This is a genomic window from Nocardia sp. NPDC059691 (assembly GCF_042733915.1).
In the GTDB taxonomy this organism is placed as follows: Bacteria; Actinomycetota; Actinomycetes; order Mycobacteriales; family Mycobacteriaceae; genus Nocardia; species Nocardia sichangensis.
The window spans coordinates 110,684-134,795 of the sequence record NZ_JBHWFB010000010.1; the positions used below are offsets into that span (position 1 = coordinate 110,684).

27 protein-coding genes are annotated in these 24,112 nt (G+C 66.2%); 9 read left to right on the forward strand and 18 right to left on the reverse strand.

Translation table 11 applies throughout. From position 1 onward, the window contains the following. The 4 genes from ACFV2O_RS22430 to ACFV2O_RS22445 form a co-directional block, all read right to left on the reverse strand. On the reverse strand, window positions 1–433 hold a 433-nt coding region (locus ACFV2O_RS22430; protein WP_379253470.1), incomplete at its 3' end, for a tachylectin-related carbohydrate-binding protein. Window positions 434–919: 486 nt separating this feature from the next. After that, the gene (locus ACFV2O_RS22435) at window positions 920–1,480 is read right to left on the reverse strand and encodes a choice-of-anchor K domain-containing protein (RefSeq protein WP_379253471.1); all 561 of its coding nucleotides are present in this window, start codon (window positions 1,478–1,480) and stop codon (window positions 920–922) included. Window positions 1,481–1,774: 294 nt separating this feature from the next. Further along, the gene (locus tag ACFV2O_RS22440) at window positions 1,775–3,094 is read right to left on the reverse strand and encodes a serine hydrolase domain-containing protein (protein ID WP_379253472.1); all 1,320 of its coding nucleotides are present in this window, start codon (window positions 3,092–3,094) and stop codon (window positions 1,775–1,777) included. A 229-nt stretch (window positions 3,095–3,323) separates the two neighbouring features. Next, complete coding sequence (locus tag ACFV2O_RS22445) at window positions 3,324–4,088, reverse strand: potassium channel family protein (protein WP_379253473.1); 765 nt, start codon at window positions 4,086–4,088, stop codon at window positions 3,324–3,326. A 332-nt stretch (window positions 4,089–4,420) separates the two neighbouring features. On the opposite strand from ACFV2O_RS22445, the gene ACFV2O_RS22450 reads away from it, so the two are divergent. Continuing rightward, entirely contained in the window at window positions 4,421–5,755 is a 1,335-nt protein-coding gene (locus tag ACFV2O_RS22450) for a carotenoid oxygenase family protein (protein ID WP_379253474.1), read from the forward strand. Window positions 5,756–5,949: 194 nt separating this feature from the next. Here ACFV2O_RS22450 and ACFV2O_RS22455 read toward each other — a convergent pair whose 3' ends face one another. Both ACFV2O_RS22455 and ACFV2O_RS22460 read right to left on the reverse strand, forming a co-directional pair. Further along, window positions 5,950–6,642 carry a dienelactone hydrolase family protein gene (locus ACFV2O_RS22455; RefSeq protein ID WP_379253658.1) on the reverse strand — a complete coding sequence of 231 codons (693 nt, stop codon included), beginning with the start codon at window positions 6,640–6,642 and terminating at the stop codon, window positions 5,950–5,952. Between the two features lie 274 nt (window positions 6,643–6,916). Beyond that, window positions 6,917–7,867, reverse strand: coding sequence for a zinc-binding dehydrogenase (locus ACFV2O_RS22460; protein WP_379253475.1), 951 nt, complete (start codon window positions 7,865–7,867; stop codon window positions 6,917–6,919). Window positions 7,868–7,944: 77 nt separating this feature from the next. Here ACFV2O_RS22460 and ACFV2O_RS22465 point away from each other — a divergent pair, with 77 nt between their 5' ends. Further along, a complete protein-coding gene (locus ACFV2O_RS22465) occupies window positions 7,945–8,553 on the forward strand; it encodes a TetR/AcrR family transcriptional regulator (protein WP_379253476.1) in 609 nt (202 codons plus the stop codon). Window positions 8,554–8,627: 74 nt separating this feature from the next. Here ACFV2O_RS22465 and ACFV2O_RS22470 read toward each other — a convergent pair whose 3' ends face one another. The 4 genes from ACFV2O_RS22470 to ACFV2O_RS22485 form a co-directional block, all read right to left on the reverse strand. After that, entirely contained in the window at window positions 8,628–9,041 is a 414-nt protein-coding gene (locus ACFV2O_RS22470; RefSeq protein WP_379253477.1) for a DUF1003 domain-containing protein, read from the reverse strand. 206 nt (window positions 9,042–9,247) lie between these two features. Further along, the gene (locus ACFV2O_RS22475) at window positions 9,248–10,078 is read right to left on the reverse strand and encodes an LLM class F420-dependent oxidoreductase (protein WP_355074294.1); all 831 of its coding nucleotides are present in this window, start codon (window positions 10,076–10,078) and stop codon (window positions 9,248–9,250) included. A gap of 299 nt (window positions 10,079–10,377) precedes the next feature. Further along, the gene (locus ACFV2O_RS22480) at window positions 10,378–10,608 is read right to left on the reverse strand and encodes a DUF6400 family protein (RefSeq protein ID WP_355074292.1); all 231 of its coding nucleotides are present in this window, start codon (window positions 10,606–10,608) and stop codon (window positions 10,378–10,380) included. A 247-nt stretch (window positions 10,609–10,855) separates the two neighbouring features. Beyond that, the gene (locus ACFV2O_RS22485; protein ID WP_355074290.1) at window positions 10,856–11,308 is read right to left on the reverse strand and encodes a helix-turn-helix domain-containing protein; all 453 of its coding nucleotides are present in this window, start codon (window positions 11,306–11,308) and stop codon (window positions 10,856–10,858) included. A gap of 110 nt (window positions 11,309–11,418) precedes the next feature. On the opposite strand from ACFV2O_RS22485, the gene ACFV2O_RS22490 reads away from it, so the two are divergent. Then, window positions 11,419–11,811, forward strand: a complete 393-nt coding sequence (locus ACFV2O_RS22490; protein ID WP_379253478.1) for a dihydrofolate reductase family protein — start codon at window positions 11,419–11,421, stop codon at window positions 11,809–11,811. A gap of 46 nt (window positions 11,812–11,857) precedes the next feature. Further along, complete coding sequence (locus ACFV2O_RS22495) at window positions 11,858–12,235, forward strand: PPOX class F420-dependent oxidoreductase (RefSeq protein ID WP_356967487.1); 378 nt, start codon at window positions 11,858–11,860, stop codon at window positions 12,233–12,235. Between the two features lie 73 nt (window positions 12,236–12,308). Here the strand turns inward: ACFV2O_RS22495 and ACFV2O_RS22500 are convergent, their stop codons facing one another. Continuing rightward, window positions 12,309–12,701 (reverse strand): hypothetical protein, encoded by a 393-nt coding sequence (locus tag ACFV2O_RS22500; protein ID WP_364433752.1) that lies wholly within the window; start codon window positions 12,699–12,701, stop codon window positions 12,309–12,311. Between the two features lie 227 nt (window positions 12,702–12,928). Here ACFV2O_RS22500 and ACFV2O_RS22505 point away from each other — a divergent pair, with 227 nt between their 5' ends. Further along, the gene (locus tag ACFV2O_RS22505) at window positions 12,929–13,585 is read left to right on the forward strand and encodes a VC0807 family protein (protein WP_379253479.1); all 657 of its coding nucleotides are present in this window, start codon (window positions 12,929–12,931) and stop codon (window positions 13,583–13,585) included. 50 nt (window positions 13,586–13,635) lie between these two features. Here ACFV2O_RS22505 and ACFV2O_RS22510 read toward each other — a convergent pair whose 3' ends face one another. Continuing rightward, window positions 13,636–14,382, reverse strand: coding sequence for an ABC transporter permease (locus ACFV2O_RS22510; RefSeq protein WP_356967482.1), 747 nt, complete (start codon window positions 14,380–14,382; stop codon window positions 13,636–13,638). Window positions 14,383–14,547: 165 nt separating this feature from the next. Further along, on the reverse strand, window positions 14,548–15,981 hold the full coding sequence (locus ACFV2O_RS22515) for an aminobutyraldehyde dehydrogenase (protein ID WP_379253480.1): 1,434 nt from the start codon (window positions 15,979–15,981) through the stop codon (window positions 14,548–14,550). Between the two features lie 252 nt (window positions 15,982–16,233). On the opposite strand from ACFV2O_RS22515, the gene ACFV2O_RS22520 reads away from it, so the two are divergent. Then, window positions 16,234–16,506, forward strand: a complete 273-nt coding sequence (locus tag ACFV2O_RS22520; protein ID WP_379253481.1) for a hypothetical protein — start codon at window positions 16,234–16,236, stop codon at window positions 16,504–16,506. Here ACFV2O_RS22520 and ACFV2O_RS22525 read toward each other — a convergent pair. Next, window positions 16,487–16,909 (reverse strand): VOC family protein, encoded by a 423-nt coding sequence (locus ACFV2O_RS22525; protein WP_364433741.1) that lies wholly within the window; start codon window positions 16,907–16,909, stop codon window positions 16,487–16,489. The two genes, ACFV2O_RS22520 and ACFV2O_RS22525, sit on opposite strands and share 20 nt — an antisense overlap. 93 nt (window positions 16,910–17,002) lie before the next feature. Here ACFV2O_RS22525 and ACFV2O_RS22530 point away from each other — a divergent pair, with 93 nt between their 5' ends. Continuing rightward, window positions 17,003–17,998, forward strand: a complete 996-nt coding sequence (locus ACFV2O_RS22530) for a helix-turn-helix transcriptional regulator (RefSeq protein WP_379253482.1) — start codon at window positions 17,003–17,005, stop codon at window positions 17,996–17,998. A gap of 145 nt (window positions 17,999–18,143) precedes the next feature. Here the strand turns inward: ACFV2O_RS22530 and ACFV2O_RS22535 are convergent, their stop codons facing one another. Next, complete coding sequence (locus ACFV2O_RS22535; protein ID WP_364433735.1) at window positions 18,144–18,548, reverse strand: hypothetical protein; 405 nt, start codon at window positions 18,546–18,548, stop codon at window positions 18,144–18,146. Window positions 18,549–19,024: 476 nt separating this feature from the next. Here ACFV2O_RS22535 and ACFV2O_RS22540 point away from each other — a divergent pair, with 476 nt between their 5' ends. After that, window positions 19,025–19,465 carry a hypothetical protein gene (locus ACFV2O_RS22540; protein WP_379253483.1) on the forward strand — a complete coding sequence of 147 codons (441 nt, stop codon included), beginning with the start codon at window positions 19,025–19,027 and terminating at the stop codon, window positions 19,463–19,465. A gap of 234 nt (window positions 19,466–19,699) precedes the next feature. Here the strand turns inward: ACFV2O_RS22540 and ACFV2O_RS22545 are convergent, their stop codons facing one another. Next, window positions 19,700–21,328: an FAD-dependent monooxygenase gene (locus tag ACFV2O_RS22545; RefSeq protein WP_379253484.1), complete on the reverse strand. Its 1,629-nt coding sequence runs from the start codon at window positions 21,326–21,328 to the stop codon at window positions 19,700–19,702. A gap of 76 nt (window positions 21,329–21,404) precedes the next feature. Between ACFV2O_RS22545 and ACFV2O_RS22550 the strand changes: the two genes are divergently transcribed. Continuing rightward, window positions 21,405–21,965: a TetR/AcrR family transcriptional regulator gene (locus ACFV2O_RS22550; protein WP_379253485.1), complete on the forward strand. Its 561-nt coding sequence runs from the start codon at window positions 21,405–21,407 to the stop codon at window positions 21,963–21,965. A gap of 261 nt (window positions 21,966–22,226) precedes the next feature. On the opposite strand, the gene ACFV2O_RS22555 is transcribed toward ACFV2O_RS22550, so the two are convergent. Next, window positions 22,227–23,459 carry a VWA domain-containing protein gene (locus tag ACFV2O_RS22555; protein WP_379253486.1) on the reverse strand — a complete coding sequence of 411 codons (1,233 nt, stop codon included), beginning with the start codon at window positions 23,457–23,459 and terminating at the stop codon, window positions 22,227–22,229. Then, the gene (locus ACFV2O_RS22560) at window positions 23,456–24,100 is read right to left on the reverse strand and encodes an SRPBCC family protein (RefSeq protein ID WP_379253487.1); all 645 of its coding nucleotides are present in this window, start codon (window positions 24,098–24,100) and stop codon (window positions 23,456–23,458) included. The genes ACFV2O_RS22555 and ACFV2O_RS22560 overlap by 4 nt, the downstream gene beginning before the upstream one ends. Window positions 24,101–24,112: the final 12 nt, after the last annotated feature.

A 24,112-nucleotide genomic window follows, 5' to 3' on the forward strand; every position in this document is an offset into this window, starting at 1 on the left:
TACGGTTGCCGCCCGCACCGGCGGTCCACCTGGCGGTGCCGTCCTGCCACCCGTCGTGGCGGTACCACTGCAGGTCACCGTTCGGCTTGATGCCGTAGACCACGCCTCGGCCGATGCTGAAGACCGTGCGGTAGATGTCCCAGCCGCCACTGATCCTGTTACCGCCCGCACCGGCGGTCCAGAAGGCGCCGCCGTCCTGCCAGCCGTCGTGGCGGTACCACTGGAGATCGCCGTCCGGCTTGATGCCGTAGATGACGCCGCTGTCGCGGCCGCTGAACACCGTGCTGTAGATGTCCCAGCCGCCACTGATCCTCTTCCCGCCCTCACCTGCTGTCCAAAAGGCTCCGCCGTTCTGGACACCGTCGTGGCGATACCACTGCAGATCGCCATCGGGCTTGATGCCATATAACGCAGTGCCGACAACCCTGGTCATTTCTGTTCCTACCTTTTTGTCGCGAGTGATACTGCTGTCGTCCCCGACATTTCGGCCGCTCGGCCCAACTCCTGGCGATAATTTCAGGACGCTGGATCGCGGACACCAGTAGTCGACTACTCGTTTCGGGGCGTAGCTGATGAATTGCCCTGCAGGGTGCGCGAGAGCGTCGCGGCGGCTCGGCTCCCTGGATCGGCCGCCGGGAAATGTCAGCTCGAGGCGAGCGCGTCAGCCAGCGGTCGGCGCCCGGGGCAGGATGATCGCCGTGGACACGTGGTCGCTCGGGACTCTGGCAGCGTGCACCTCGGCCGATAGGGCGACGAGGTAAGACCGTCGGCGCGGCTAGCGGCGCCCGGGTCACGGTGGTCGATCCTGCACGCTGGATTGCCGCGGCCGGGCCCGGCGAACACGCCGTCGGGCCCGGCCGTTTACATCAGCGTCCCGCCGCACCAGGACATAGGATGGGCGCCGGGCGAGTATCTTGGTTCAGGAACCCGGCTCAGCCTGGGGTTCGAATTTCGCAACGAGCCAGACTCTCTTGATTTCCCCTTCGGGATTTTCGAAGTACGGCCTCACTTCATCCTTGTCGTCCAGGAAACCGCTGATGGTCACCAGGTATTCGGTGCCGTCGACGCGGACGATGTCGTTCTCGTGGACGACCGGCGGTCTCACCACATCGGGGACGTCGCCCGGCGAGTTGGGCGTCTCGTCGTGGCGGAAACGCAGGGTGAACGTATGGTCGAATCCCTCGTCCTGGAAGTCGACGGTGACCTTCAAGAAAACCGAGAACTGACTGTGTGGCAAATGAATTCGACGGTTGTAGTGTGTGAATATGCCGAGCCGGAAGTTCTGGCCGTCGAGGCGCGCGTCGACATCGGTGAGGCCGGTGAAGTCGTAGCCGCTCTTCTCCTCGTCTTGGCTGCCGCCCCATCGGATACTCGATTTGATGCCCGCGCTCGACCTGACTCCGGGCTGTCGCAAACCCTCGAACTGCGACTCGTCCACGCTGACGCGCGTCCAAACACCTCTGGTGTCCACTTTTCCCATGACAGACATGCCCCCTTGTTTCCGGACCGATCGGCGAACTGCCTATCTACCGTGAGACACATCATCCCCCACAGAGCGCAATTTGTCATCGAAATCGGTTGTGCGACAAAGGTAATTGGGTCGAGCTACTACTCGAAGATCTTCGCTGGACCCCATGCCCGCCGAAGACGGTGAAGGCAGGTTGGTGCGCGGAACGTAGACGCATTGGGTTTCATCGCAAGGAACTACGGATCGGTTGCGCGGCCCGGCGTCGTGATATGTCGGCGGCGGCATGGTGCGCGACGCGTTGTGCCGCTACGGAATTCCAGGAGTCGCCGGGTGCGGGCCGACGCAGCCGAGTATGAAACAACCCGGTGGCCAATTCGCGAACGGTGTGGACATGGGTTTACCCAGGCAGGACAGCGGGTTGCAACCTGGGTAGGCCATCGGCCCGATGCCGAGTGCGGCGAGTGTCGCGTCCGGGTTCGAGATCATCGGATCGGACAGTTGGACATCGGATTGCTGCTCGTAGGGCGCCGCTGCGGGTATGCGAGGTTCCCGGAAGGCGGCGCCGACCGCGCGCAGGACATCGTGCGGGAAGCTCAACGCGCTCCCCGGCACCGTGACACCGGTCCAACTGACCATCAATCCGAGGCTCGGCACCACGAAATTGTCCTGGCGCATCATTCCCGACATCTGCATCGCATCCGGCGGCAGTCCAGGAAAGTAGTTGCCGCAGTCCGGCCCGTTCACCACGAACAGGAAGCCATAGCATGGGTTCGTCGGGGCGGGCCGGCCTGCCTGCGCGAGATATTCCGCGGAAATGATCTGGTGACCGCCCCACTGGCCGCGATTGGTGAGCAGCAGTCCGAGCTTGGCGAAGTCGTCCGGTGGCAGCAGTAGATGCGCGTAACCGTAGGTGTTTCCACTGCGGTCCCGTCCCCAGAAGTAGTCGGTCGGCGGAATTCCCAACGGATCGAAGAGCTTTCGTTGCGCGTACGTCTGAAAGTCCTCATCGACCGCACGCTGGATGACGTACACGAGCAGATCGACAGCGCGCTGACTGTAGCGCCACTCGGTGCCCTGCTGTTGATCGATCGGCATCGCCAGCGCCTGCGCCACCACATTCGGGTCGATTTGCGCCAACCCGGTGATGCCCTCCGAGGCTACCGCTACCCGCATGCCGCTGGATTCGATGAGCAGATTCCGCACCGTGATCGCGCGATGTCCGGCATCACCGAGCTCGGGTGGCAGATAGGCGCCGATCGGGTCATCGAGCCGCAGCCGCCGCTCGTCGACCGCGATCCCGGCTACCATCGAAACCACGCTCTTGGTGCTACTCCATAGATTCCACGGCACACCGGCGGCCCGCGCGGTGTTCGGGCCGGTCGCGATCAGGCAATTGTTCCGAAAGATCTGTAGCGTCGTGCGGGTCGAATCCGCCGCGAGCGCCACCGCCTGGCGCAGCGCGGGCGAATCGAGTCCGACCTCCTCCGGGGTCGCTGTTTCCGGTACTCGTCCACTGCTGACCGCGCAATGCCTCAGCCCGTCCGGTTCGGCATGCGCCATCACCGGCGAACCGATCCCGAACATCGACATTGCCGCCGTAATAGCGACCACCGCAACACTTCTCATAGCTCGACCCACGCCGGCCTCCGCTCTCGACGAACTCCACCTGGCTCATCGCCCCCACCTCACCCCCGGTTACGACCCTGAGCGCCCCTACTTGTAGGGGCGGCCCCGCACCGGCCCGCATCCGCTGGTGGTCGCGGTTGCGGCGAATCATGTTGAAATTCGGCCGACACCGCAGGGCCGCGTCGGCGACTCTCGCCGGAGATGGGCATTGTCACCGAGGATGCGTCGGTCATTCGGCCGGCACGGTATCCGGCTCGATCCCAGTGGATCGCAGAGCGGCCACCTCGGCACGTAATGCTCTGATCTCTGCGACGAGTTCGGTGATCTCCCGATCGGTACTCTCCACATTCGCCTCGACGCTCTTCAGCTGATCCATCACCCAGCTGGTGGTGGTGCCGATTGCGAAACTGATCAGGCCGATGCCCAGGGTCATGAGGATCAGCGAGATCAAACGGCCTTCGGTGGTCACCGGATACACATCGCCGTAGCCGACGGTGGTCACCGACACCATCGACCACCACAGCGCGTCACCGAAATTGTGGATCTTGCTGTCGGCCGCCCCGTACTCGGCGTCGAAGAATGCCAGACTGCACAGCAGCAGAAGCAGTAGCGAACTAGTTCCTACGAATACCGCGAGCCTGGCTCTGGTCGTCGTGTTCCGGTTCAGGGTGCCGATCACGAGCATGGCCGCCCGCAACAGCCGCAGGGGGCGAAGCGGCGGCAACACCACGATCAACAGGTCGACCGGGTGGGTACGCAGGAATCGCAACCGGTTCCCGGACAGCGCCAACCGCACAGCGAAATCCAGCGCGAACGCCGCCCAGATCAGCACGTCGACCCGGGTGAGCCAGGCGTCCAGGCGAGGCGATGCCCCGGTATCGAGTACTTGCCAGGCATAGACGCAGAGAAACGCGACGGCCAGCACCATCAAGGGGATGCCGGTCGTCCGCTCCCAGGACTCTCTGCGGGTGCACTCGGAATGTGTTTCGGTCATCGGACTACCTGTGTCGCTGCGCAGCGGTGTCGGCGACACCGCGGGTTCGGCCGCCGAGTCCCGAAAGAGACCGGCCGTTCTCCAGCCGATTCTCACACGGAACCCAGGTCACCGTGCCTATCCCGGTCGTCATTCCAGCGACGAGTCGGCCGGCGCCATCCGCGACGGCCGCCGCCGGCGCGGATGGCGGTGATCGAGTCGCGCATATTTTCTTGCGCGGCGCTGAGCTGGGAGTTCGGTGAGCGGCTCAGGGCTTCGCCGAAAACAAGTCTGTTTGTTCAAGAATTGTCTCGGCATCCTGGCACGGCGATCCAGGGAAGGGAGATCCGACGATGACAATGCCGTCGCACGCGGCCGTGCCACTGCATCTGGCCGGGAACAACGCGCCGGTCACCGAGGAATGCACCGTGGAACCAGCCGAGGTGATCGGAGAAATACCCGCAGACTTGAACGGAATGTTCGTGCGTAATGGTCCCAACCCGCGGACCGGTTGGTCACCGCACTACTTCGCCGGGGACGGCATGGTCCACGCGGTCGCCTTGACGGAAGGACGCGCGCGCTGGTATCGCAACCGCTACGTGCGCACCCCGCTCTACCACCACCCGGGCCGGTCGCGCTTCGAACTCGGCTTCGACCCGGCGACCGCGACGATGGATTACCGGGTCACCACGGCCAACACTCACGTCGTCAGCCACGCGGGCCGACTTCTGGCGCTCGAGGAAGGCGGCTTCCCCTACCAGCTCACGCCGGAGCTGGAGACCGTCGGACCGTTCACCTTCGACGGCGCGCTGCGGACGCCGATGACCGCGCACCCCAAGATCTGTCCGGAATCCGGCGAGTTGCTGTTCTTCGGTTACCGACTGCGCCCGCCGTATCTGACCTACCACCGTGTGTCACCCTCCGGCGAGTTGCTCCGGACCCAGCCGATCGAACTTCCGCGCGCCACGATGATGCACGACTTCGCCGTGACCCGGCACCATGTGGTCTTCATGGACCTGCCGGTCGTGTTCGACCAGGTCACCGCAGCGTGGCGCTGGGACGACGGACATCACGCGCGGTTCGGCGTGATGGCCCGCGCCGGTGGCCCGGTCCGCTGGTTCGACATCGAACCCTGCTATGTGTGGCACACCCTCAACGCCTTCGAGGCCGACGGCGCCATCACCCTCACCGGTACGCGGGTGGCAGCATTGTGGCGGGACGGCAGCGACGATATCGGCGGCGGGCTGCCCCGCCTGCACCAGTGGCGCCTGATGCTTGCCGAGGGCACCGTCACCGAACAGCAGGTGGACGACGCGGTGGTCGAGTATCCGCGCGTCGCCGACAGCACGGTCGGGCTCCACCACCGCTTCGGTTACCTGGTCAGCTTCTCGCTCGAAGCCGAACCGAGCCACTCCCGCATCTACCGCTACGACTTCGCCGACGGCGCCTCACGGCGCACTCACCGACTGCCGGAAGGGCGTACCTGTGGCGAGGCCGTGTTCGTCCCGCGCCCCCAGGCGACGGACGAAAACGACGGATACCTGATGAGTTTCGCCCACGATCGTATTCACGGAAACGGCTACCTTCTGATTCTGGACGCCGCCGACCTCGACAGCCCTCCCATCGCCGAAGTCCACCTGCCCGTCCGAATCCCCACCGGCTTCCACGGCAGTTGGATACCCTCTTGACTCCATCTCCAGCTGTTGCGCCGACCGCCCGCGCGGTCTCCTCCAATCCGAGTGTCGAGGCAGCGCGGCGCGCAGGTGTGCGGCCGATGCCGCTGTGTCCGGGGCCGCCGTCGCGGACGGCGCGGAGCGTTCGATGCTCTACTGACCCGACAACGAGGGCGAGGCTCCCCGACGCCGATCTCGCGGCGTCGCGGTCACCGCAGGTGCTGGCCGAAGAACGCGAATACCCTCTGCCACGCATCCGCGGCGACTTTCTCGTTCTCGCCGAACCCGAAGATGCGCGCCACCGCCTGCACGGGAGTGCGGTCGGCGAAGCTGTGACCCGCGTCGGGGTAGGTCTTGACGTCGTGTGGAATCTTCTTTTGGGTCAACACTTCTTCGAGGCGCGGGCCGCTACCCCGGTTCATCGGATCGCGTCGGCCGAAGCTGGCGACTATGGGGCACGCGCCCTCGACGATTTCGGCGTACTTGCTCTGCAGCGGCGGTGGATAGAACGGCGCCGATGCGCCGAAGCCCTTCGTAGAGGCGACGAGGGCGAACCCGCCGCCCGAGCAGAATCCGGCGATGCCGACTGCACCGGTGCAGTCGGACCTTTCTGCCAGGCATTTTCGTGCCGCCGCGATGTCGTCGAAGGTGCGGCCTTCATAGGCCATGAGATCGTTGAACATCGAGCGCATACAGCGGATCATCCCGCCGCGGGAGTACAGGTTGGGCACGATCGCCAGATAGCCGTTGCCGGCGATGCGACGCGCGATCTCCCGGTGGGGGCCGCGGAGCCCGAGGGCGTCGTGGATGACGACCACGCCAGGCCAGGGTCCTTCGCCGGACGGGATTTCGAGCACCGCGTCGATGGTTCCGTTGAGCGTCTCGATGCTGATATCTGTCATGGCGCTCTGACTTCCTTCGGTGGGTCGGGGCGAGTTTGTCGGGACGTCGAGCGGTGGACATCCACACGGCCAGCTGAATACAGTGTCGGGTCTGCTGCGCAAACTCCGATTATCCCAGTTCAGGAGCCTTTTCCAGGTAACAACCATCGATGACCGCGATATCGGGCGGTCGGGGGCTGGGAGGTCCGGCCGCCGAGAGATCTTTCCGGTAGCGCGGGATGGGCAAATCGCCGGGGCGCGGAGACCTGGCGCTGGATTTCGGCGATGCGATCGCTCACGGCGTCAGGACGATGCGACCGAAAACCTCTCCGGCGTCCATCTTCCGATGCGCCAGCGCGGCCTGCTCCAGCGGCAGCAATTCGTGCACTACCGCATCCAGTTCCCCGCGAGCCGCGGCGGCGAACTGCTCGGCTCGGATCGCTCGCTGGGCGGTGTGGTCGATGGTGTCGGCGCTGAAGGTTGCGAAGGAGAGCGACTTCTGGAACGCCGTCATCATCGTCATACCGAAATCGGCCGGTGGATAGCCCGCGACGATCCCCACGACCACCATGCGGCCGTTCGGCGCGAGTTTGCCGAGGAACGACGGGACGGCGGCGCCGGCGACGATGTCCATGATGACGTCGTAGTCCGCGCCACCGGTCCCGGCGCGGTCCAACACCTGGGTGGCGCCGAGGGCGCGGAGTCGATCGCCTCTCTCCCGCGAGGAGGTCGTGACCGCGACCGCGGCGGCGCCGGCGCGAGCGGCGAGCTGCACGGCCGAGATTCCGATACTGCCCCCCGCTCCGCGCACCAGCACCGACTCGCCTGCGGCGAAGCGGGCGTGAGCGAGACCGAAGTGCGCCACGACTCCGGAGCTGCCCAGGGTGACCGCCGCGGCCGGAGACAGGTGCTCGGGCAGCGCGAGGATCTGCTCGACGGCGGCGACGGCATGTTCGACGTATCCGCCGCCGACCCCGGTGAACGCCCACACCCGCCGCCCCACCCACGAGCGGTCGACACCCGCGCCGACCGCGGTCACGACCCCGGCGACCTCGCTGCCGGGGATGTGCCCTTCCCGGAAGCCGTAACCGCCGAGGGTGCCGCGCCGGATCACCGCGTCCACTCCACCGACGCCGATCGCCTCCGTGGTGACGAGCACCTGTCCTGCGGCGGGCGACGGGATGCGAATGTCGGCCACTGCCATGCCGTCAGGGCTTCCGAAGGTCCGGATCTCGATGGCTTTCACTGGCTCTCCTCGTCTCCCGTCATCCCCCCGAGCCGACGCTAACGGACGCATGCGTCCGCTTAGCTAAAGTGAGAGCGGTGGCCGACCGTTTGCCTCACACTCTGCGTTCGGATGCCAGAGACAACCGCGAACGCATCCTGGACGCCGCGCGCGCTCTGTTCGCCGCCGAGGGAATGACCGTGCCGATGCGCGATATCGCCCGCCATGCCCGGGTCGGGCCCGCGACGCTGTACCGGCACTTTCCGACCAAGGAGATCCTGGCCACCGCCGCGTTCGCCGGTGAGATGCGCGCCTGCCGCGCCCTCGTCGAGCAAGGACTGTCCGACCCGGATCCCTGGCATGGCTTCTGCCGGTTCATCGAGAACATCTGTGCGCTGCACGCCGACAACCGCTCCTTCACCGAGGCGTTCACCTCGACCTTTCCCGACGCATTCGACTTCGCCGCCGAACGTGCCGCTGCGCTACGGGCGGTCGGCGAACTGGCCCGCCGCGCCGAGAAGACCGGGCAGCTGCGACCCGACTTCGCAGTCGCCGACCTGAGCCTCATGCTCATGGCACACCGAGGAATCCGAGCCGGCTCGCAGACCCGTGTGGCGGCCTCGCGGCGCTTCGCCGCACTCATGATCCAGGCGTTCCGCGCCTCGCCTGAGAACGGTCCGCTGTCGGCAATGCCGCGTGCGCGGTAAGGAGTCGCCCTCCGCCGCAACGCAACACCGCGGGACAGTGGCAGCGCGCTGTCGTGCCGGTCGGTCGACCGCGATCACAACCGCTCGGCCTGGTCGGGTGTTTCCTCGATGATGCGACGGTGCAGTTCGGTGGTCATGGCGTGGATGGCGCGGGTGAGTTCGGTGTTGGTCTTGAGTTCGAGCTCTTCCTCGGCGAAGTCGTGGTCGGCTTTGAGTTGCTGGAATTCGGCCGCTCGGTTCTGTCCGATCATCACGAACGTCGAGAGGAAGATCGCCTCGAGGGATACCACGAGAGTCAATGTCGGCCAAGGGCTTTCCTCGCAGAGGAGCATCCAGGCGGCGAATCCGGCCGCGTGGAGGTAGACGAACGGCATCGATCCGGCAAAGCGGGTGATCCAGTCCGCGAGGCGTAGTTGCCAGTTGTCGCGGCGGCGGGTGTGGAAGTCCACCACGACCGGGTGCTGGGCGGGATTCGGCGGCTGGGACATAGTGGGCTCCCCGGCAGGAGGATTGTGGGCGACGACGCCGGAATACTATCGGCCGCCGCCTACACACCCTCCGACTCCGGCTACCTCTGCGGCAGCGGACGCATCCGTCGCCAGTGCTCGACACCGCTGTGCGCACCCATCGAACCGTCGATCGACGTGGATCAGCGAATGGCCGGCCTCACGAGAACGCGGCCCGGCACGGTGATTCAGTCGGCCGCGGTCAGCAGCGGCGCGAGTTGGCGCAGCGAGCCGAGATAGTCCGCGTCCAATGCCTGCAGCGCAATGTGGTCGGCACCAGCCTTCAGATGCTCGACCAGTTGCCCGGTGACCTCGACGGGCGTGCCGTGCACCGTGAGCACATCGATGAGACGGTCACTGCCCGGTTTGGTCACATCGTCCTCGGAGAAGCCGAGACGCCGCAGGTTCGAGACGTAATTGCGCAGGCCGAGATACATGTCCACCATCTGCCTGCCGACTTCGCGCGCCCGCTGCGGATCGTCGTCGAGCACGAGCTTCTGCTCCGCGACCAGCAGCGCGGAGCCGAGGATCCGGCGCGCCCGCGCGGTGTGCTCCGGCGGAGCCAGATACGGCAGCGCGCCGGCGGTGCGCTCACGCGAGAGTTCGAGCACCTTCGGCCCGAGGGCCGCCAGTGCGATCCGCTCCTTCGGCACCCCGGCCTTGTCGAGCTCGTCGAGGTACTCCACCAGCGCGTCGTACGGTTTCTGATACGGCTTGTTGGCCTCCGGGTGCCCCACGCCGATACCGAGCAGGAAGCGGCCGGGGAATCGCTGTTCGATCCGGTGGAACGATTCGGCGACCGTATTCGCCGGTGCCGTCCAGATATTCACGATGCTGGTGGCGACGATCAACGTCTCCGTCGCCTCGAGCAACGACTCGACCACCGGCAAGTCGGCGGGCGGCGACCCACCGAGCCACAGCGCGCTGTAACCGAGACCCTCGAGTTCGGCGGCATCCGCGGGAGCGAATCCCCGGTAGCCGCGCCATACTCCGTACCGTCCGAGACCGTCGATCGCCATAAACGTCCGAACCTTCCTTTTGCCTCCGCTGGTCAGCGACCCGCCGCTGAAGGTATACCGTTTCGCGTCCCGGCCCACGCGGGCGTGGATGCCGGCGGGCGAAGATTTCCTCAGGAAAACGATAACGGTGCGGACGACCGGCGCCTACGACCTGGGGGCAGTCCGACCACTCGGCCGTGTCCCTGGTCCCGCGCGACAGCTCTGGATGAGTTCCGGATGCCGGCTCGGGGACGATCCGTCCGGCGGTCGGGCTGTCGCACACGCCGAACACCGGTCACGGTTCGTGCTCGGCGGTCGGATCAGTGCGCAGTATCGCGTGTCGCTCGATCCGGCAGGATCCCCGCTTGGACGAGTTCCTCGTAGATTCGCTGCTGCTCATCGTCGAGATTCGAGTACAGCATGGTGTACGCCAGCTCCTCCTCGGCGAGCACCGCGACCGGATCCCAGTCGTCTCCGAGCGCCGCCAAGACGGCGCTGCGCCGTCGTGCCTCGTCCAGCGTGAGGTCGTAAGCGAAATTATGGTCGGCCATTCGGCATCTCCAACCAGGTTCTTTCCAAAATGAATGGACGACGATGCCCAACCCCACCTTTTGGCGCAATGATCTGCATCACGTTCTGTGATATGTCTTCGTCACATTCGATGTCCGTACATGCGCTGGACGGCGGAGTAGAGCGAATGATCGGAAGCGTATTCGGCCGGCGATTGATCCAGGCCCGGAATCCCGGTACCTCGCTACCCGGCGCCCTCGCAACTGGACGCAACGCAAGCGGGCGGGGTCATCCGGCTGCGCCGGGGCCCGGCAGTGTGTCGATGTCCTCCGCGTGCATCGGCTCGCCGCAGTGGGCGCAGCGCAGGTCGACGTCGCTGATCCGGCCGCACGCGTGGTGGCGGTAGAGCACCGGCGGGCCTTCCTGGCCCGAGAGCCATCTGTCACCCCAGCGGGTCATGACCATGAGCAGGTCCACCAGCTCGAGACCCTTCTTCGTGAGGTGGTACTCGTAGCGTGGCCGCTGGTCGTAAGGACGCCGGACGAGCACCCCCTGATCGACGAGGTGGTTCAGCCGCTCGGTCAGGACCTTGCGGGAGATTCCCAGGTCGGCCTGGATCTGGTCGAACCGATTGAGCCCGACCCACACATCCCGCAGGACCAGCGGTGACCACGGCTCCCCGATGACGTCGAGCGTCCGCGCGATCGAGCACGCCATCCCGCTGAAGTTCGTGCGCTGCATGGAAGCAGCTTACCGATTGGAGTTCCTTCAGGGAACTAAAGGTGCTACGGTTCTGAAGTCTCTTGAAGGAACTCAGGGAGGAGTGTGGAGATGAGCAAGGTTTCAGCGCGTTGGCGGTATCGGTCGACGGATATGTCACCGGCCGTGACCCCGGGACCGGTCGCGGTCTCGGCGATGGAGAGACGCTGTTCGTCGTCAGCCACCCGCACGCGCCGGAGATCTCCGACCGCCAAAACCTCGTCACCACCGGCATCGAGGACGCGATCGCGGCAGCCCGTGAGGCCGCAGGCGACAAGGATGATGTCGCCCTCATGGGCGGCGGCGTCGTGACCGAGGCGTTGAAAGCGGGACTCGTCGACGAAATGGTTCTGCATCAGGTGCCGGTCCTGCTCGGCGAGGGCACGCCCTTCTTCCGGGCGCTGCCCGAGCAGGTGCGTCTGCGTCTGGTCGAAGCCGTTCCCGCGTCGGGGGTCACCCACCTCCACTACGAGATTCAGCGTTGACCCTTCGATATCGATACCGAGAACTCACGCCCAGGAGATGACAAGCATGCTCGACCCCGAAGTGCGCCGCGTGCTCGAAGGCACCTCGATCGCCCACCTCGCCAGCATCCTGCCCGACGGCGCACCCCACTCCGTCCCCGTCTGGACCGGCACCCACGGCGACCATATCGCGATCATCACCGGCCCCGGCTATCGCAAGACTCGCAACATGCGCCGCGACCCCCGGATCGCACTCTCCCTCACACCGGTCGACAACCCGCTCCGGCCGGTCGTCATCCGCGGCAGGGTCGTCGCATGGCTCGAAGGCGACGCCGCATGGGAGATCGTCGACCAAATCTCGACGAAATACACCGGCAACCCCTACTCGCGGCAAGAGGAGCGGTTCATCGCGCTCATCGAGCCAACCCGTCAAAGCATCGGCTGAAACCGCGGGGAATCACTCCGGCCGGATGCCCCTACCGTCCATCGCATCGGGGTAGTCGGTGGGTGTACAGCCGTCAGGGCGCATCCAACACACTTGCCGGAACCCCATAGGGCAGGAACCGCACCCGACGGCGATCATCGGTGTTGTCGCGATGCGCGCGCAAGGCCTCGAGTTCGCTCGGAAAGACCTGCTCGACCTTGGCCTCGCCGATGTCGTCGACTCTGTAGATCACCCACACCCCGCTGCCGGTCTCCCCGGTGGTCTCGCCCTCGGGTTTCGGTGGACGTGGCTGTTGTGATTGGACGAACTGACCGAGCAGCGACGCCAGTGAACCGACGGTCGCGTGGTCTACGCGATCCAGGTATACACCGGCTTTCCCGAGCAGGTCGCGGAGCTCGGTGCCCGCCCCACGCAGTGCGCGTTCGAAATCTTCCGGATCGATGCCGAAAGGCCCGTTGGTTGGCATCGCATGTGCTCCTGGGGACGAGTTGGGTGCTACGTCCTCAGTGTCCTCGCCGAACGCCGACTCCGCCACGTCGAACGGCCGCGGGTCCGGGTCGGGTGCCGTTCGGGGGCGGCTACCGCGCCATGACAGTTGTCATGCCCGACATGTGACGGTTGACAGATCCCGGACGGCTCTCGCGTTCGTAGATTCGATTCCTGTCCGGCCCGTTCTTACAGGAGTTGCCCACCATGATCGTTGACGAGACCGTTTCCCCCGCCGCGCAGGTTGCCACTGGGCGTCCCGACCTGCGAAAACTGTTCGCCCCCGTGGCGCGCGACATCCTGGTGCCGATAGCGGCCTACTTCGTGCTGCACGCGCTCGGCTGCTCCGATTTCATGGCGCTGCTTGCCGGTGCGCTGGCCTCCGCGGCGACCGTGCTCGTGGAGGTGGCGCGGAATCGCCGGATCGACCTGTTCGCCGGAATGATCTTGGGCGGCTTCGTGATCGGACTGATCGGGTCGCTGCTCAGTGGCGACGCCCGCACGCTCATGGTGCAACAATCCGTGGTGACCGCCGGTATCGGCGTCACAATCCTCATCGGCCTGTTCTTCGGCAAGCCGCTGACCTACTACGCCGCCCGCCGCGTCATGGCGACCGGCGACCTGGCCGTCATCGAGCACACCTACCGCGCCAATGCGCTGGCCCGCCGCACCCACGTCCGCCTCTCGGCATTGTGGGGCGTGGGACTGGTCGTCGAGGCCGCGACCCGGATCGTGTTGGTCTACCGGCTGTCGGTGCCCACCATGGCGTGGTTGTCCACGGTGCTGCTGACGGCCACGTTGACGGTGCTGGTGGTCGTCACCGTCCGGATGGTCGAGCGGATGCGCAAGGCGCTCAGGGGGTGACCGGCGCGGGTCGGTGCGGCACCTTCGGCTGGTACTGATCCATTGTGTCGTTATCGTGGTGTGCGGCGTACCTTCGATCGTGCGACCAGTTCGGTGGTCACCGCTACCGCGGATGCTTGGGCCAGCAGCAGGCCGGTGAGAACCAGCATCTGTACCGCGGCGGCTTGCAGGGCTGAACCGCTGGCGAGCAGCACACCGATGAATGCGCCGGGCAGAGTGACCAATCCGACTGTGCGGGTCTGGTCGACGCCCGGTAGCAGCGCATCACCCGTACTCGGACGGACGACCTCGAGTCGTGCTTCGCGTTCGGTGAAGCCCAGACTCATCGCCGCCTCCACTTCACCCCACCGTTGTTCGACCGTGTCGAGGGCTCGACGGGCGGCGAGCGATGTCGCGGTCATCGTCCCGCCCAGCACGATTCCGCCGATCGGGACCAACGCCACACCGGTGAGTGGGACCACGCCGCTGATCAGCATCAGTGGCACCACCACCCCGATTCCCGCCCCGAGCGCGACGGTGAGCCACATTCCCGACCAGCCGGCCGAGGACCGCTGCGCGGCGGTCGCCACCGCGGCGGCGAACATGACGGCCAGGACGAGCACCGCGGACCAGAGATGTGCCAGCGCCGCGGCCAGTACCAGCGCGACGATTCCGAGTTGTGCGGCGCCGCGGATCGCGGCGCGCGGAGCCACGGGAGTCGGTCCCAATCGCGCCACCCGATACCACGCGGCCGTCAGAGCCACCATCACCACGCACAGCACCGCCAGTTCGACGCCGGGCTCTACGGTCGCGTGCACCCGCGCCCCTTTCTTCTTCGCTCACGGCACCGGATTCGTTGCCTACGCTGTTGCGATTGTGCCGCCGACCGGCCTGGATCACACGAGTAGGTGATGGCGACGCCGCAATTGGCGCATGGCGCTGCCGGTGGCGGCGACCGGCTGTGCTGTCATCGTCGTGGGGCTTCAGTCGATCTTGGCCATCACATGCTTGACACGGGTGTAGTCCTCCAGCCCGTACATCGACAGATCCTTGCCGTGTCCGGACGACTTGAACCCGCCGTGCGGCATCTCCGCGACCAGCGCGGTGTGGGTGTTGATCCACACGGAGCCGAAGTCGAGCGCGGCCGACACGCGGAGCGCCCTCGACACATCCTTGGTCCACACCGAGGAGGCCAGCCCGTATTCGACGCCGTTGGCCCACCGGATCGCCTCGTCTTCGTCGGTGAACGACTGCACGGTGATCACCGGGCCGAAGATCTCGTTCTGGCTCATCCGGTCATCCTGCAACAACCCCCCGATGACCGTCGGCTCGACGTAATACCCGTGGTCGCCCTGCCGGTGTCCACCGGCCACGACCGAAGCGTGATCGGGCACCTCGTCGAGGAAGCCGAGCACCCGCTGTAGTTGCTCGGCGTTGTTGACCGGTGGCACCCAGGCATCCCCGTCATCGGCGGCTTTGCCGAAAGTGGTTGTCGCGCCGCAGGCCTGCTCGGCCAGCGCCGCGGTCAGATCGTCGGCCACAGACCCGTGACCGAGCACTCGGGTGGCCGCCGTGCAATCCTGCCCGGCGTTGAAATAGCCCGCGGCCGCGATACCCTGGGCGGCAGCAGCGATATCGGCGTCGGGGAACACGATGACCGGCGCTTTGCCGCCCAACTCCAAATGCGTGCGCTTCAGGTGGCTCCCGGCCGACTCCGCGACCGCACGGCCCGCGGCCACCGAACCGGTGATCGATACCATCTTCGGAGTCGGATGCGCGACCACCGCCGCACCGGTCGCCCGGTCACCGGTTACCACGTTGAGCACACCTGGCGGCAGGTGTTCGGAGGCCAGTTCGGCGAGCATCACCGTCGTCACCGGAGTGGTTTCGCTCGGCTTGATCACCACGGTATTGCCTGCCGCTATCGCGGGAACGAACTTCCAGATGGCCATCATCATCGGGTAATTCCACGGTGTCACCTGTCCGATGACGCCGATCGGCTCCCGGCGGATCCAGGATGTATGGCCCGCCAGGTACTCACAGGCCGACTTGCCCTCGAGTACCCGTGCCGCCCCCGCGAAGAATCGGGTCTGGTCCAGCATCTGCGGGATCTCCGCGGCCGAGGTGATGTGGTTCGGCTTGCCGGTGTCGCGTCCCTCGGCCTCGACAAGCGCGTCGGCGGCATTCTCCAACTCGTCGGCGAAATCCAACAGCGCCTTCTGGCGTTGCGACGGCGTCGTCCGCTTCCAGTCGCGGAACGCTCTGGCGGCCGCTGCGTACGCGTTCTCGACGTCCTGTTCGTCGGACACGGGGGCGGTACCGTACCGATCGCCGGTAGCGGGGTCGACCAGTGCCATCGTCGCACCGCCGACCGAGTCGACGAGCTTGCCGTCGATGAAGTTCTGAACCACTGTCATGATGCCTCCTCGATCGCTCTGTTCTGTCGACGATGCGTTGGCGTGGGACGGTCGGTCGACTCGGCATCTGGTCGCCATCGTCGGGCTAGCAATTATCGTCGATATTTGATTTATCGATATCGAATGAATCGATTTTACTCCTCTCGCGACTGCCGAGGACTATGCTGCTGGAGGTCTGCTTATCCGCGCCGAACAGCGTCATTTCATCCGATTGTGACGAATTCCGCCTCGCTAAGAATATTGTCGTTCCAGATGTCGGAAAAGTTGTGCACCATAGCATCCGCCTTCACCCACCGGCCGACCGGCGTTGCGGCCGCCCATCGGGATATCGAATCATGGCTCGCGGCCCGTCTGGCCAGGAAGGGCGGCGGCGAATTCGATTTGGGTTGGTGGAATGCGGCGGTGATTCTGCGGCAGATGCAGATTCGTCAACGCGAAGTGCCCCAGGTGGCCCGGCGGGAGGCGGATGGACATCGGGGCGGGAGCGCCCCGATGACGCAACGAGTTATCCGTTGTATTCGCTGACGACGTCGACGACCCAGACCACGCCGAAACGGTCCCGCAGCATCCCGTAGGCGGTCGCCCAGCTCGCCGGGCCCATCGGAATCACCACGGTGGCGCCCGCGGTGAGTTTCTCCCAGTAGTCCGACACCTCGTCGACGGTCTCTCCGCGCACGGAGACGAAGAACCCGTTCTCTCCGGGGTGGTAGTCCATCGACGAGGGCACGTCGTAGGCCATGACGTGGAACCCGCTGTCGGCCTGTACCTGGCCCCACATGATCTGGTCGGCCTCGGACTCGTCACGGACAGCTCCGGCGTCTCCGTAGGTGACGACGGCGAGGTGGCCGCCGAAAACGGACTGGTAGAAGGCCAGCGCGGCGCGGGCGTCACCGCGGAAGTTCAGGTGGGTGGTGGTTGTGAGGGACAAGGTTGCTCCTGATTCGGCTCGATGGCTGACGTGAGCAACCCTCGCAAGGGTAGTGGCCAGGTTGTGTCCTCTACTTCGGGCAGGATGACAAACATGCCGAAGACTTCCGCGCGACTGCTGGCACTGCTGTCCCTGCTCCAGGCGCGCCGGGACTGGCCGGGAATGCTGCTGGCCCAGCAGCTGGAAGTCAGCCCGCGCACGGTGCGCCGTGACGTGGACCGGCTGCGCGAACTCGGCTATCCGATCGTCACCAGCAAAGGCCCGGACGGGGGATACCGGCTCGGCGCGGGTACACAACTGCCGCCGCTGCTGTTCGACGACGAGCAGGCCGTCGCCCTGGCCGTCGCACTGCAGATCGCCACCACCGCCGGCGCCGGTATCGACGAATCCGCGGCGCGAGCGCTGACCACCATCCGTCAGGTCATGCCCGCGCGGCTACGCCACCGCATGGACACTCTTCGGATCACCGCTGTCGCACCGCCCGCCGACCAGTCCGCACCCGAGGTCGGCACGGAGGTTCTCACGGCGATCGGCGCCGCCATCAATGCCCGCGAAGTACTGCGTTTCGACTACAACGGCGCGGCCGCACCGCTTGCCGCCGCGCACCCCCCGCGTCGAGTGCAGCCCCACCATCTCGTCACGTGGGGAGGGCGCTGGTACCTCGTGGCGTGGGACCTCGACCGTGACGACTGGCGGACGTTCCGAGCCGACCGGATCACCCCGCGCATCCCCACCGGCCCCCGCTTCGTTCCGCGCGAACTTCCTGCGGGAGATGTGGCCACCTTCGTGAGCAGCAGTTTTCGCGGTTCGGACGCGAACGGCGGATGGCCCTGCCGCGGTGCGGTCATCATGCACCTGCCCGCCACCGAGATCGCACCGTTCCTCCACGACGGAGTGGTCGAGGCGCTCGGTCCCGACCGCTGCCGAATCGTCCTGGGCTCGTGGTCATGGCCCGCGCTCGCAAGCTCTCTCGGCAGGTTCGACGCTGACATCGAGGTCATCGGCCCGCCCGAACTCACCGCCGCTTTCGCCCACCTGGCCCGCCGCTACGCCGACGCAGCGAACAGCGGACCCGGTCGGCAGGTGTGAGGGTGAGTCGTTGTCCCGCGGCACACTCGAATCAGCACGGAACCGCGTCGGGCCCGAACCGATCGCCGAGATCGAACACACCGAGCAGCCGTCTACCTGACGAGCAGGCGCGATGTACGAGAGGGTGTCGCCTTCGGCTGAACAATCACGCAGGTGGTCGGCAACCGTAACTTTGCGGCATTCGATACCACGGGCGCGGGCAGACCCTGGCGCACGCGGAACACCGGATAGGCCGAGCTTCGTTGACCACCAGCTTATTGCCGACGAATGTGTGCACGATAAGAGACTTCGAATGGCCGGCGTCAACCAAACCGGTGAAGACGAAGTCGTACATGGTGAGGCGTCTTCCGCATTCGCAGACGATTTTTTGGAGGTAGTACTCGTCGCCGGCGAGCATGCCTTCTCGCAGATCGAGGATCCGCTCCATCCGTGCGATGTCGACATCATCTGATTTGGTCGACTTCGTGTCGTCTCTGAGTTCGGCAACACTCGGTCCCGATTGTTCGAATTTCTCGCGGGACAGCGAAACGACTCGATCGTAGTCAGCCATTACCGTCCTCCAGGTTCTGAGAGCCATCCCCTCGGCTGCGGTGTCCAGAGACCGAGTGTAGCCGCCGTAATTTCCGGGGCCGCATTCGCTCTGCGTCCTCGTCGGCGTGTCGTTGCGCGAGGAATTCGAGATGGTTTCCGAGTCACACCCGGTCGCGCCGTGCACCGGCGCGGGGTGCCGACCGCCGCTCACCACAAACAGCCGACAGAGTCACCGGGCAGCGGTGGATGGATGCAGTGCGAGGCGTCGGGGGTAGGTCCCGACCGGCTGGTCGTCGGCCCCGCGGATCGTCCCCAGCTCGCTGAGACAGGGGGGCTCTGTCTCGTTCGGAGGAGCCAGGCGGCTGCGATCCCGCCCGTACCGACGTGATTCTTCGGTCGATGGGCGGGGTAGCCCAAAGGCACGGAATCTTCTGATGCGAGGCTCGCGGGAACACCGTGGCCTCGGGATCCAGCGGATGGTGAGGACGACGGATCATGACCGGTTTGAGCGAGGGTGTCTATCGGATCGTCAATGTCGGCGCCGGTTGTGTGCTGGCGCTCGACAGCGCTGATCAGGTGACGGTGGTGGCGGAGCCAGGTGTCGAGGACGGCTGGCAGCATTGGCTGTTGTCCAGAGCGCCGGAATTCGGCGAGGGAATTTGGTATATCGGCAGCGGACGCACCGGCACCAGGCTCGGACTCGGCGACGGAGTGGTGAGCGAGGGAACCCACCTCGAGTGCAGTGGGACGCCGATGGGGTGGCAGATCACCGCCGAGGAAGCCCATCCCGACTGTTACCGCATCGCTGTCTGGGCCGCCTGCGAGTTCGTCCTCGACCTGCCCGGTCACGACGGTGACATCGGCACCGAGCAGATCGGGCTCGCGCGATCCGCGCCGATCAGCCGCACCCAGCAGTGGCGATTCCAGCACACCTGATCATCCGCCGGACGGCGGACAGCGCGATCGAACCGGACGCAATTCCACGCAGCACCGACCGTCTGCCGTAGGAGTGGTGGACGTTCTCCACTTCCATCATCACTCCCTCATCTGCTGCCGGTGTAGTGGCCAGGCATCCCCTCGGAGCTATCGATTGGCAACGAAACCCTTGCAGCGAGAGCAGAGTCGCAGTCGCCGCTGGCCGTCATCCGGCGCAGCACGCGACGGTGACCTTCAGGCAGTGGTCTCGAGTGCTTTGCGCGGAGCGAGGATTCGAGTGAGGTGTGCGGAGATCGCGGCTGCGTCGCGGGTGCGCGCGGCGAGGTAACCGTCGGGACGGATCAGGACCAGCGTGCCCGGCTGGGCGCGGAACAGGCGCCGCGCTTCGGAACCGATGAGTGTCCGGGTGATATCCGTGTGGTCCGAACCCGGGGCGTTGTCGGTTGCCATGCAGGTGCGTACTGCGTCGTCCGAGATACCGGCGAGTTCACGGAGCGCTGCGGCGGCCTCTTCGCCGAATCCCACTACGGTCCAGTGGGTTCCGCGTGTGAGATCGAACAGTCGAGTGGGTGTGCCGTCGGCGGTGACGCCGCGGGCGTCGGGGGCGCGGTCCCCGGGGCGTGGGCCGCGGCAGCGGTCCTCACCGCGGAGGGTCAGCGCGGAGTCGGGGTAGGCGATGGCCAGGTGGTTGGTTTTGGCGAGCAGCCTGGCCATCACCGCCGGGTGCTTCACGAGTGGGAAGATCAGATGATCACGCAGAAAGCGGCGCACACCGCGCAGCGCGAACACCGACTCGAAGCCGCGCGAGCTGTCTGCCAGCACCTTGGCGGCCACCGGGATTCGCTCGTCCCCGTAGCTGTCCAGCAGGTCGACGGGCGCACCACCGAGGACAGCCGCGAGTTTCCAGCCAAGGTTGTAGGAGTCCTGGATGCCGGTGTTCATGCCCTGGCCGCCAGCAGGCGAATGCACGTGGGCGGCGTCGCCGGCCAGGTAGACCCGGCCGTAGCGGTACCGGTCGACCATGCGCGCGTTGAAGCGGTAACGCGACAGCCAGGTCGTCTCGTCCAGCACCACATCCGCCCGGCCCGAACGCGCGGTGAAGAGTTCGCGGAAGATGTCGAGCGTCGGCTCGGGCACCGATCCGTCGGGTCCGGGCACTACGTTCGCCTGGAACTGCCATACTCCATCGGCGTGCGGCAGCGGCGAAACAGCGAGGTAGCCACCGCCTTCGGTGAACCAGGCGTAGGCGGCATCGGCACTCAGTCCGCCTACTCGCACATCGCCCACCAGGAAGTACTGATCGTCGTGCGTCCGTCCGGCCATAGTCGCGCCTAGCTGACGGCGGACTGTGCTGTGCCCGCCGTCGCAACCGACCAGATACCGGGCCCGGACGATCTCACCGTTCTCCAGCACTGCCGTGACGCCCTCGGCATCTTGTTCGAACGATGCCAGCTCCGCACCGAACGCGACGTTGCTACCCAGTTCGGCCAAGCGGTCGCGCAGCACCTTTTCCACTCGCCATTCCGGCAGCAGGACCAGGTCCGGGAAAGGAATTCCCGGCCGGGGACCCGGACCCGTGGTGGTCGCCAGCTCCGCGGTGAATTCGTGGTCCTGGTACATGCGCAGCGGCAGCCCTGCCTCGCCGGCGGCGAGGATTCGATCGATCACGCCGAGGTCGTCGAGTACCTCCAGGCTGCGCGGCTGCAAGCCCTTGCCGCGCGAACCGATCGCGGGACCGGAGCCGCGGTCGATCACCCGATGGGCGATCCCGCGACGGGCGAGTTCGACCGCCAGTGTCAATCCGGTTGGTCCGGCGCCCACCACGAGGACGTCGGTGCTGTGAATCTTCTTGCCCTGCAACATCAGAACCTGCCTCGATCAAATGGTCACTACATCGTAGTACTACATCGTAGTACTACGATGTAGTAGAATCAAGCGCATGCCGAGAAAAACAGATAGACGTGAGCTTCTGTCCGACACAGCCCTCCAGCTGATCGACGAGATCGACCTGGCAGCGATCACCCACCGCAGCATCGACAAGGCCGCGGGCGTTCCCCCGGGCACCACCTCGAACTACTTCGCAACACGAGCCGCCCTCTACACGGCGATCGCCCGGCGCATCCTCGACCACCAGATCGCCGCCGAAAAGAGCTCGGTGGCAAACCCGCCCTCCACCCCCGGGCAGGTGGTCGATCTGCTCGCAGCCGCCGTCGATGCCGGGTCCGGCCCCGCTCGCAACCGGTATCTGGCCCGCTTCGAGCTGTCCGTGGAAGCCGCCCGCGATCCGGAACTGGCTGCGCTCATGCGAGACCTGCGGGCGGTCACCGTGCGCACTCGCGCCGCCCAGATCCGCGCTGCCTACCCGCACGCCACCGACGATCAGATCGATGCGATAGTGTCCCTGCTGACCGGCGTCGCTCTCGACCGTCTCGCACTCGACGTCCCCGCACTCGACACCGCCGCTATCGTTCGGGCCATCCTCCGCGGATTTCTCGAGTAGAGATGTGCGGGACGTCTGAGCACACAATTCCGGCAAGCCGGCTCGTATGGCGGACCGTCGTCGGCGCGGTGACACGGGTCGGTCTCGAGCGGGCTCGCAATGCCGGGCTGCCATCGTTGCCGCCGCGCCGGATCCACCCCGCGCTCACAACGCCGCTGCGCCGAGATCGCGGCTAGCGGCCTGGGCCGGGTGAAGCCAGACGCAGGCGTTCGGATGGTCGCCGATCCGTCTGGTTTGCGCCACCGCAAGGTTTCTCGATGATCACCGGGACGGGATCGGGTATCGACCTGGGTCGGCGGACACAGCCGACGATGCCAGAATCTGCACGAACGCGTGTATCTCCGCCAGTGTGTGCGCGGGCATCATGGTGTCGCAGAACGGCAGGGCTGCCGCCATCGCGCCGGTGGCCGGCTGGAACCCGGACTCGCCCGCACGGGGATTGAGCCAGATGACGCGCCAAGCCCGGCGTCTGATCCGGGCCATCGCGCGGGCCAGGAGATCGGGAGTGTCGCTGTCCCAGCCGTCCGAGGCGATGACGACGACGGCGCCGCGCACCGCGTTACCGGACGGAGTCGCCAGCAGTGTGCCGAGGCATCGGCCGATGTGCGTGCCGCCGTAGCGGTCGAGCACCTTGTCGTTGGCCCGGGCCACCGCCACCTCCGGGGAACGGTGCGCGAGCACGGGGGTGAGCCTGGTCAGGGAAGTGGAGAAGGCGAACGCCTCGGGTCGATCGGACGAACGGCGTTGCATGGCGGCCCGCATCAGGTGCAGGTAGATCGTCGAATACGGCTGCATGGAGCGGCTGACGTCGCAGACCATGACGATCCGGCGCGGGCGACGCCTGGGACGGGTGCGGACCAGCACCGCCGACTCCCAGCCGGTGCGGCGCGAGTGGTTCATCGTCGCTCGGAAGTCGATCCGCTTGCCATGCGGATCACTTTCCTGGCGCGTGCTGCGGCGCTGCGGCCAGAGCGCTGCCGCCTGTTCCAGCCAGACGCCGATCGTTCGCAGATCGTCCGGATCGAAGCAGGCGAACGGTTCCTGTTCCCGTGCGGCGAACCGGCTCGGCAGCACGTCCGGCAGCGCCGGAGCCTGGTCGGTGGACCGGTCGGCGCCGGTTGCCGATCGCGGCGTCGCCCAGGGGACATCACCGCCGTGCCGAGACCGCCCCCGACCGACTGTGCCCGGCGCCGACGCGCGTTCGGCCGGTAGTCCGTGCGTTCGGCTCGCCGGGTCCACACCCAGCACCGCGTCGGCGAACACCGCCGCGAAGACCGCGTCGAAGGCGGCGAGATCTTGCATGCGATCGACGAGCGTCAGTCGCATGGCCCAGTAGAGTTCGGTGCGCGAGCGCGGCGCCATGCGACGCCAGGCTTGCACGAACAGCGCGGGACCGCTCGGCGCCACCGCGACGCCACTTCCCCGCAGCCGCGCGACCACCGCGACGGCGAACGCCGCCAGATCCACGCCGCGCAGCAGTGCCGCCCGCGTCATCGATTCGTGCGTATCCGCTTGCGAAGCAAGATTATTCCGAGCACTGCCGCGAGTGCGAACACGACCGCGGGCGCATATTTTTTGATCATCGCGGGCCCCATGAGTTCGACAAGGTCCAGCGGCGCGGGCTCGGGTGGCGCCACCGGCTGCGCTGCTCGGCGGTCCGGCTCGGCTACGGGCTCCGCAGAGGTCTCATCGGCCGCCGCGAGTTTCGTTTCCAAGGATGTGACGAACTGATTCATCATCTTCTCGGACACCTGTTGCAGCATTCCGCTGCCGAACTGGGCGAGTTTGCCGACAACCTTGAGGTCGGTGTCGACGGTGACCCGGGTCCTGCCGTCGTCCGCGCACAGCCGTGTGGTGATGGTCGCGGCGGCGTTCCCGGATCCGTGTGCATCCCGGCCGCGCCCGCTGATGACGGCGCGATGGTCGTGTTCGTCGCGCTCGACGAATTGCGCTTTGCCGGTGAATTCACTGGTCACCGGGCCGACTTTGACCTTCAATCTGCCGAGGAAGTCGTCTCCCTGCCATCCGACCATCTGTGCGCCGGGCAGGAGCGGGACGACCTGTTCGAGGTCGGTCAGTACCTCCCATGCCTGCTCGACGGGTGCGTTGACGGTGAACTCGTTGGCGATCTTCATTGCGGCATCCCT

Excerpts from the sequence above, each read along its gene's own strand:
- ACFV2O_RS22435 (WP_379253471.1), bottom strand. The coding sequence starts at position 1,480 with ATGGGAAAAGTGGACACCAGAGGTGTTTGGACGCGCGTCAGCGTGGAC.
- ACFV2O_RS22440 (WP_379253472.1), bottom strand. The coding sequence starts at position 3,094 with ATGAGAAGTGTTGCGGTGGTCGCTATTACGGCGGCAATGTCGATGTTC.
- ACFV2O_RS22445 (WP_379253473.1), bottom strand. The coding sequence starts at position 4,088 with ATGACCGAAACACATTCCGAGTGCACCCGCAGAGAGTCCTGGGAGCGG.
- ACFV2O_RS22450 (WP_379253474.1), top strand. The coding sequence starts at position 4,421 with ATGACAATGCCGTCGCACGCGGCCGTGCCACTGCATCTGGCCGGGAAC.
- ACFV2O_RS22455 (WP_379253658.1), bottom strand. The coding sequence starts at position 6,642 with ATGACAGATATCAGCATCGAGACGCTCAACGGAACCATCGACGCGGTG.
- ACFV2O_RS22470 (WP_379253477.1), bottom strand. The coding sequence starts at position 9,041 with ATGTCCCAGCCGCCGAATCCCGCCCAGCACCCGGTCGTGGTGGACTTC.
- ACFV2O_RS22475 (WP_355074294.1), bottom strand. The coding sequence starts at position 10,078 with ATGGCGATCGACGGTCTCGGACGGTACGGAGTATGGCGCGGCTACCGG.
- ACFV2O_RS22480 (WP_355074292.1), bottom strand. The coding sequence starts at position 10,608 with ATGGCCGACCATAATTTCGCTTACGACCTCACGCTGGACGAGGCACGA.
- ACFV2O_RS22485 (WP_355074290.1), bottom strand. The coding sequence starts at position 11,308 with ATGCAGCGCACGAACTTCAGCGGGATGGCGTGCTCGATCGCGCGGACG.
- ACFV2O_RS22495 (WP_356967487.1), top strand. The coding sequence starts at position 11,858 with ATGCTCGACCCCGAAGTGCGCCGCGTGCTCGAAGGCACCTCGATCGCC.
- ACFV2O_RS22500 (WP_364433752.1), bottom strand. The coding sequence starts at position 12,701 with ATGCCAACCAACGGGCCTTTCGGCATCGATCCGGAAGATTTCGAACGC.
- ACFV2O_RS22505 (WP_379253479.1), top strand. The coding sequence starts at position 12,929 with ATGATCGTTGACGAGACCGTTTCCCCCGCCGCGCAGGTTGCCACTGGG.
- ACFV2O_RS22515 (WP_379253480.1), bottom strand. The coding sequence starts at position 15,981 with ATGACAGTGGTTCAGAACTTCATCGACGGCAAGCTCGTCGACTCGGTC.
- ACFV2O_RS22520 (WP_379253481.1), top strand. The coding sequence starts at position 16,234 with ATGTCGGAAAAGTTGTGCACCATAGCATCCGCCTTCACCCACCGGCCG.
- ACFV2O_RS22530 (WP_379253482.1), top strand. The coding sequence starts at position 17,003 with ATGCCGAAGACTTCCGCGCGACTGCTGGCACTGCTGTCCCTGCTCCAG.
- ACFV2O_RS22535 (WP_364433735.1), bottom strand. The coding sequence starts at position 18,548 with ATGGCTGACTACGATCGAGTCGTTTCGCTGTCCCGCGAGAAATTCGAA.
- ACFV2O_RS22540 (WP_379253483.1), top strand. The coding sequence starts at position 19,025 with ATGACCGGTTTGAGCGAGGGTGTCTATCGGATCGTCAATGTCGGCGCC.
- ACFV2O_RS22545 (WP_379253484.1), bottom strand. The coding sequence starts at position 21,328 with ATGTTGCAGGGCAAGAAGATTCACAGCACCGACGTCCTCGTGGTGGGC.
- ACFV2O_RS22550 (WP_379253485.1), top strand. The coding sequence starts at position 21,405 with ATGCCGAGAAAAACAGATAGACGTGAGCTTCTGTCCGACACAGCCCTC.
- ACFV2O_RS22555 (WP_379253486.1), bottom strand. The coding sequence starts at position 23,459 with ATGACGCGGGCGGCACTGCTGCGCGGCGTGGATCTGGCGGCGTTCGCC.
- ACFV2O_RS22560 (WP_379253487.1), bottom strand. The coding sequence starts at position 24,100 with ATGAAGATCGCCAACGAGTTCACCGTCAACGCACCCGTCGAGCAGGCA.